The 6,127-nt window shown below is 61.1% G+C and carries 4 protein-coding genes and 1 pseudogene; 2 read left to right on the forward strand and 3 right to left on the reverse strand.

Translation table 11 applies throughout. From position 1 onward, the window contains the following. Positions 1-806: 806 nt before the first annotated feature. Positions 807-2,360 (forward strand): methyl-accepting chemotaxis protein, encoded by a 1,554-nt coding sequence (locus QCE58_RS29845; RefSeq protein WP_250522585.1) that lies wholly within the window; start codon positions 807-809, stop codon positions 2,358-2,360. 12 nt (positions 2,361-2,372) lie between these two features. Here the strand turns inward: QCE58_RS29845 and QCE58_RS29850 are convergent. The 3 genes and pseudogenes from QCE58_RS29850 to QCE58_RS29860 all read right to left on the reverse strand — a co-directional run. Beyond that, positions 2,373-2,534 (reverse strand): annotated as a pseudogene (locus QCE58_RS29850) (NAD-dependent epimerase/dehydratase family protein); the annotation flags it as partial. Between the two features lie 131 nt (positions 2,535-2,665). Beyond that, positions 2,666-4,357 carry a cyclic peptide export ABC transporter gene (locus QCE58_RS29855; protein WP_250522584.1) on the reverse strand — a complete coding sequence of 564 codons (1,692 nt, stop codon included), beginning with the start codon at positions 4,355-4,357 and terminating at the stop codon, positions 2,666-2,668. Further along, complete coding sequence (locus QCE58_RS29860; protein WP_250522583.1) at positions 4,357-5,232, reverse strand: alpha/beta fold hydrolase; 876 nt, start codon at positions 5,230-5,232, stop codon at positions 4,357-4,359. The genes QCE58_RS29855 and QCE58_RS29860 overlap by 1 nt, the downstream gene beginning before the upstream one ends. A 154-nt stretch (positions 5,233-5,386) precedes the next feature. On the opposite strand from QCE58_RS29860, the gene QCE58_RS29865 reads away from it, so the two are divergent. Further along, positions 5,387-6,046, forward strand: a complete 660-nt coding sequence (locus tag QCE58_RS29865) for a hypothetical protein (RefSeq protein ID WP_250522582.1) — start codon at positions 5,387-5,389, stop codon at positions 6,044-6,046. Positions 6,047-6,127: the final 81 nt, after the last annotated feature.

Below are 6,127 nucleotides of genomic sequence, written 5' to 3' on the forward strand. Positions count from 1 at the left end.
GTGCTGGAACAACAGGCACGCAGCTAACTAACGCCCGTGACCAACGGACTGACTACTGCGCAGATGGGCAATCCGACGAGCTTCGTACGATCGGGACCGTCATTCCGTAACGTCACGACATGGTGGGCGTCGGCCTGCGTCGTCGTGGTCCGACTTCACTTCGATGTACTTTCCGAAGACGGGTGTTCGGCCTGCTCAGCCGGAATCACACGACCGCTTACCGAGGTCGCGTCGGCTCTGTGCTGCGTTCGACTCTCGTCGCGTGGAGCGGTTGCGAGAACCCCTCCAACAGCGATCGCGCCGATGATGGCGATGCTCGACGCGAGCAACATCTGCCGGCTGACGCTTTGTGACGAGGACGTCAGAGATTCTCCTGTCGCTTCATCCGGAGGCGGATTCGGCGGCAAATGTGTCTGGCAGCGTTTGCATAGAGAGGCCATAGCGCTTACTTCGGCGCCGCATGTATCGCATATTTTGTAGCGCATTCAGTTATCTTCTCGAGTTTCTACTTCGCGCGCAGCGGTGGCGTCCGGAGCTAAAGAGGCGAAAGCGATCTCGCCATATCGGCAGTGGAAGCGCAAGACTTGAGACGCCCGATGCCTGAGGGTGTGATTTGCCCGAATGAGGAAGTACAAGCGACGGCAAAACCAAGGCGATGCGCTAGCCCGTTGCTTTGCGCGGCACACTCGTCAAAAGACGCCGAAAGCACCGTAAAGTAAACCGAATGCTATCCGTAAACAGTATGAAAGCAGTGGATTTCTCATCCTGGGAAACCCGCTCGCATCTGTCTACGGAGAATCACAACCATGAAGGTCGTCACCAAACTGGGTCTGGGCTTCGGCATCGTGCTGTCAACGTTGTTCGCCGTGCTCGTCTTCGGTCTCGTGAGCATGTCGCAAATCCAGGCGCGCTTCGATGAAGTCGTCGAAGTCAACAATGCGGAGGCGAAGCTCGCGCACGTGCTGAGCCTGTCGGTGAGCGACCGGATGATTGCACTGCGCAACATCGCGCTCCTGACCGATGCGGCCGCGGTCGAGACGGAGAAAGCGCGCATCCGTACGCAGGCGCAAGGCTACGCGCAGGCTTACGACGCACTCGGCACGCGCTTCAAGGAAAGCGATCAGACCTCCGCAAGCGAACGCGCGGTATTCGAGAAGCTTCGCGCGAACGAAGCCGCCGCCGCGCCGATCGTCGAAAAGGCGATCTCGCTTGCCGAAGCGCGCGAGCAACAGGCGGCAATTCGCGTGCTGATCGACGAGTTGCGGCCTGTGCAACGGGACTGGATGAGTACCACGAAGGACATGATCGCGCTGCAGGATGAACAGAACGATATCGCCAACCGCGACGCCGACGCCGCCTACGCCCGCGCCAAAGCGATCATGCTCGCGCTCGGCGTAGCAGCCTTGCTTGCCGGCATCGTAGCCGCGCTTGTCATCACGCGCGGTCTTACACGCGCGCTCGGCGGCGATCCGGGCGAAGCGATGGCGCTTGCGGCACGCATCGCTCAAGGCAATCTACGCGATGCGATCCCGCTCGAAGGCCGCAGCCCCGACAGCCTGATGGTCTCGCTCGAGACGATGCGCGCGCGTCTGAACACGATCGTGGTTGGCATTCAATCATCGAGCATGGCGATTGCCGAAGCGGCCAGCGAAATCGCGCAGGGCACTGTCGATCTGTCGAAACGCACGGAGTCTCAGGCGGCATCGCTCGAAGAAACGGCGGCGAGCATGGAAGAACTCGCGAGCACGGTCGCGAAGAATGCCGACAACGCCGCCGAGGGCACGCACGCCGCGACGAAAGCATGCGGCGACGCGACTCAGGGCGGCGACACGGTCAACGACGTGGTCGCGACCATGCGCAGCATCGCGCAGGCTTCGTCGCAGATGGCCGACATCATCGGCGTGATCGAAGGCATCGCGTTTCAGACCAACATCCTCGCGCTCAATGCGGCCGTCGAGGCCGCGCGGGCAGGCGATCAGGGCCGCGGGTTCGCGGTCGTCGCCGGCGAAGTGCGCGCACTGGCGCAACGCAGCGCCGTGGCCGCCAAGGAGATCAAGACGCTCATCGATGCTTCGAACGCGCGCGTGTCGAACGGCTCGGCGCTCGTCGAGCATGCCGGCGGCACGATCGAAGGCCTGGTCGCGTCAGTGAATCGCGTGACGGCCATCATGAGCGAAGTGGCGGCGGCATCCGGCGAGCAGCGCATGGGCATCGATCAGGTGAATGTGGCCGTCGCGCAGATGGACGAGGTCACGCAGCAGAACGCGGCACTCGTCGAAGAGGCGTCCGCCGCCGCTCAATCGCTCGCCGAGCAGGCCGAAGCGTTGCGTCGGGCGGTCGCGGTGTTTCAAGTGGCGTGAGCCGCGCGGTCCTGGATCGCCGCGCAGCGCCTGCACGATGAAGTTCGACGCGACGCGTCCGTCCTGAGGGTCCATGCGCGGACCGTAGGTGTTGAAGATGCGCGCGACGCGCACATCGGTGCCGTACATGCGGCGATAGGCGAAGCACAGCGTCTCCGCGGCGCGCTTGCCTTCCACTGGTTGCGCAGCCCTAAGTTTTTGCGGAAGGAATTACGCGCCAAACGTTTGCTTGTTCGGGGCTGACTTTGCCGGCGTCGCTGTCGAACGCCGTAGGTGGGGACGTCGTGTTCGAGGGAACGGCGAACTTATTCGGCCACTGCCGAGCCGCTGCGTCCGGCGAAGAGGCCTTCTTTCAGTGCTTCGGAAGAGACGTCGATGAGGCGCCCGTTCGCAACCTGAACGAGACGATCGGCGCATTCGAAATAGGCATCGTCGTGAGAAATGACGATGACCGTCTTGCCCTTGCGCTTGAGCTCGGGAATCAACTGCGTGTAGAACACGCGCCTGAATACGGGATCCTGGTCGGCGGCCCATTCGTCGAAGAGATAGATCGGGCGGTCTTCCAGATACGACGCTATGAGCGCCATGCGCTTGCGTTGTCCGGAAGAGAGATTGACCGTGCTGAACCGGTTGCCCTTCATGTTGACCTTGTGGTCGAGTTCGAGCTTGTGAAGATACTGTGCCGCCTGCTTCGCGATTTGCGACTGGTCTTCACACAGCACTTCATCGAACAGATGAAAGTCGGCGAACACGGCCGAGAAGCGCTCGCGATAATGCGCAAGGTTGTCTCTCTCGACTTTTACACCGTTCAGTTCTACGTGCCCTTGCTCGGGCTCGTACAGACCGAGCAGCAGCATCGCGAGCGTGGTCTTGCCGCTGCCGTTTCCGCCGATCAGATAAACGACTTCGCCCTGACGAATCGACAGATCGATCGGTCCGAGTGTGAACGGATGATCTTCCGTCAGCCCCGGATAGCGATGCGATACGGCGGAAAACCGGATCAGCGGCACGCCTTCGACTGCGGCCCCGAAGGGATCGTCTGCGGACCCATGACCGTCATCGTCCGCTTGCTGCGTGAGCTCGGCATCGAGAATGCGGATGCGCTGAAGCGCAATCGACGCCTGACGAAGAATCGGCAAGATCGTCATGACTTCGCTGACCGGATGGATCAGGAAAAGAAGCAGGAGGGTGAGCGTCACGAGCACGCCGTGGGATTGTGGAAACCAGTGCGGCACGACGAGCAGGATCAGGCCGATCGCCACATAGAAGAGCATGCCACCGGCGTTGGCGACGAGCGAATAGATGAGCATCGCGCGGGTGAACGATCGGCGGAATGCGTGTGCGGTCGAATGGACGACGTGTTCGGTGAAGTATCGGGCTCGCGCGTCGTTGAGTTGCAATTCCCGCGTCCCTTCCAGCAAGGAACGAAAGTGCCGGAAGATGACATCGAGCTGATCTCGCACCGCTTGCATTTCGCGCAAGGGCCAGCGTTCGATACTGTGATAGATCGCCCCCCCGACGACGAGAAAGACGAAAAAGCACGCGAACGCCTGCCACGAAAGCCAGGCCATATACACGAGGCATACGACAATGAGCACGACGTTGCCGAACGCGAGCGGCAGCATTTGCGATGCCTGCGCGAACGTGTTGATGTCCGTGGTAAGAATGGCGAGCAGGCGCGGCTTCCCGAGCGATTGCAGCTTCTTGTAGGGCGTGCGCAGGATCTTGCGGCATAGCTCGATTCGAAGACTGCAGATCACCTGCTGACCGAAATCGAGCACGATGATCTGCGAACTCGTTCTGAACAGCAATTGCGCCGCGCACACCGCGAAGAAAACGATCACCAGTCCGCGCGTTTCGATCTGGCCGGCGGCGACCTGGCCGATGAGACGCGCGATCTCCGCGCTGCACAGCGCCCCGGCGAACCCGGCGATGACTGCAATGACCAGTCGCGGCATCGACTGTCGGCGAAGCTGCGCGGGAATGATCGAGAACATCACTGACCTCCGCTCACGGCATCCGGCAGCGAAGCAAGGAAGGCGTCGATCGTACGATTGAATTCGTCGGGGTTATCGGTCATCACCGCATGGCCGGCGCGGGATATCGTGGCGAGTTGCCCTTCACATAGCGTGTGATGCGCCATGCGTTGCGCAACCTGCGGCTTTAGCACCGCTGACCCGACGCCTCTCACGACGAGCGTCGGGCAGCGCACGGACGCCAGCATCTGCCACAGTTGTTCCGCCTGCGGCTCCCTCTTTTGCGGCGACTCATCGGCGACGCGCCGGTCCAGCTTCGGCTCGAACACTCCGGCCGGCGTGCGGCGCAACGCATGCAGCGCGAGATTGCGAAGCGCACGGCCGTTGGCCAGCGGACGCCGTTCGAGCAACCACGAGACATATCCGTCGACCGTGTCGAATGTAGCCGGCGTCTCGCGTATGTCGGCACGAACGCGTTGTGAACCCGATGCATCGGATTCCGGTCCGAAGTCCACCATGACCAGTCCGGAAACATGGTGTCCGAGCAGTGCGTTCAATTGCAGTGCGACACTGCCGCCGAGCGAATGACCGATAAGAACGGGCTTTCTTATGTTCATTGCAAGCAGAACCTGCAATACATCGCCCGCGAGGGTTGGCGAATCGTAAGCGCGCTCCGGGTCCCAGCTCGAATCTCCGTGGCCCCTCAGATCGATCGACACGAAACGATGTTCGGCCGACGCTGCGTCGGTCAATGTTCGCCATACGCCGCTGCACTCGCCGCGGCCGTGCAGCAAGACGCAGGGCGTGCCGATACTTCCGGACTCTTCGACGGAAATATCAAAACGGCCGTCGCGAACCTTGATGCTGCGACGCTGCATGAATAAGGGACGTTTCATCGTGAGCACCTGTCAGGAATGACGCTTAGTGTGTCTTTCGAAAGTTAGCGTGGGATGAGGACGCGGATCGGTTCGAATCACGGTCATGGGCTAACTGCGAACTAACTCTCGACGCATACCCTGACGCACATCCAAACCTACCGGTGGAGTGCTCATGAAAAGCGCCGAACATGTTTATGAAGCGCAGGATTCGCTGCTCGTCGAGTTTGCGGACACCGAGACGACCGACGTATCGCCGGAAGCACTCGCAGCGATGGTCGCCGAGGCAATGCGCGTGAAGCGATGCGTCGTTTCGATACCCGTCGACGATCGCGTTGTCGAGTTGTGCGCGGCCCGCACGGAGGCATTCGGCGAAGTGCATATCGGAGAGAAGACGGCCATCGTCGAATACTCGGACGCGCGCGACAAGATGTTCGCCGTCCTCGCGATGAACGGAAAGACGATAGGCGTCGTGCAAGTATCGGGACCGCGGCTCGGACGGCAATTTGATGAACATGATCTGAAGCTGCTTCGCATTCTCGGCACGTTCGTCACGCGATCCGTCGAGGCGGACCGGCTTGAGAAGCTCGTCGCCTCGCCGTTCGCTCAGGCAACGATCAAGCGATCCTCGGATCAGACGATCGGCGACATCGTCGCGCAATCCGTACAGAACCCGAGCCAGCTCTCGAAGATGCTTGCACGATCGTTCTATCGGGAGATGACGCGCGCGGGATTCGACTTCGGTCAGATCATCGGCGCAGCCACCGAAATCATTTCGGAACTCGCCAGCAACGTGCGCAAGCATACCGATCGCAAGCAGCGGCGCGCAGGTTGAGCGATCGTCATATCGGCGGCCTCGGCGCACTCTTTTCACTCCTTCTATTCCTTCGTTCGATGGCAGCGCCACCGGCCTATA

Source organism: Caballeronia sp. LZ028, assembly GCF_031451415.1.
In the GTDB taxonomy this organism is placed as follows: Bacteria; Pseudomonadota; Gammaproteobacteria; order Burkholderiales; family Burkholderiaceae; genus Caballeronia; species Caballeronia zhejiangensis.

What these genes read in the sequence shown, in the direction of transcription:
- QCE58_RS29845 (WP_250522585.1), top strand. Translation starts at nt 807, where the DNA reads ATGAAGGTCGTCACCAAACTGGGTCTGGGCTTCGGCATCGTGCTGTCA.
- QCE58_RS29855 (WP_250522584.1), bottom strand. Translation starts at nt 4,357, where the DNA reads ATGTTCTCGATCATTCCCGCGCAGCTTCGCCGACAGTCGATGCCGCGA.
- QCE58_RS29860 (WP_250522583.1), bottom strand. Translation starts at nt 5,232, where the DNA reads ATGAAACGTCCCTTATTCATGCAGCGTCGCAGCATCAAGGTTCGCGAC.
- QCE58_RS29865 (WP_250522582.1), top strand. Translation starts at nt 5,387, where the DNA reads ATGAAAAGCGCCGAACATGTTTATGAAGCGCAGGATTCGCTGCTCGTC.